The organism is Streptomyces sp. 4F14 (assembly GCF_048159485.1).
In the GTDB taxonomy this organism is placed as follows: Bacteria; Actinomycetota; Actinomycetes; order Streptomycetales; family Streptomycetaceae; genus Streptomyces.
The window spans coordinates 1-612 of sequence record NZ_JBLRVY010000088.1 but is presented as its reverse complement, the minus strand read 5'-3'; the positions used below and the strand labels follow the sequence as shown (position 1 = coordinate 612).

Below are 612 nucleotides of genomic sequence, written 5' to 3'. Positions count from 1 at the left end.
ATGAAACTCGCTAGAGGCTTTTCTCGACAGCATAGGATCATCCACTTCACCACAATCGGCTCGGCATCAGGTCTCAGGCTCAAGTTGTCCGGATTTGCCTGGACAACGCCCTACACCCTTACCCCGGGACAACCACCGCCCGGGCTGGACTACCTTCCTGCGTCACCCCATCACTCACCTACTACAAGTCTGGTCCGTCGGCTCCACCACTTCCCTTTGCCCGAAGGCTCCGGGACGGCTTCACGGACTTAGCATCGCCTGGTTCGATGTTTGACGCTTCACAGCGGGTACCGGAATATCAACCGGTTATCCATCGACTACGCCTGTCGGCCTCGCCTTAGGTCCCGACTTACCCTGGGCAGATCAGCTTGACCCAGGAACCCTTAGTCAATCGGCGCACACGTTTCCCACGTGTGAATCGCTACTCATGCCTGCATTCTCACTCGTGAACCGTCCACCACTGCCTTCCGGCGCAGCTTCACCCGGCACACGACGCTCCCCTACCCATCACAGCACCCGTTGGGGCTATACGCTGCAATGACACGACTTCGGCGGTACGCTTGAGCCCCGCTACATTGTCGGCGCGGAATCACTAGACCAGTGAGCTATTAC

General features: G+C 58.3%; 1 rRNA gene. It reads right to left on the bottom strand.

Going from position 1 to position 612, the window contains the following annotated elements:
• Positions 1-612, bottom strand: a 23S ribosomal RNA gene (locus ACLZOT_RS49735); the annotation flags it as partial.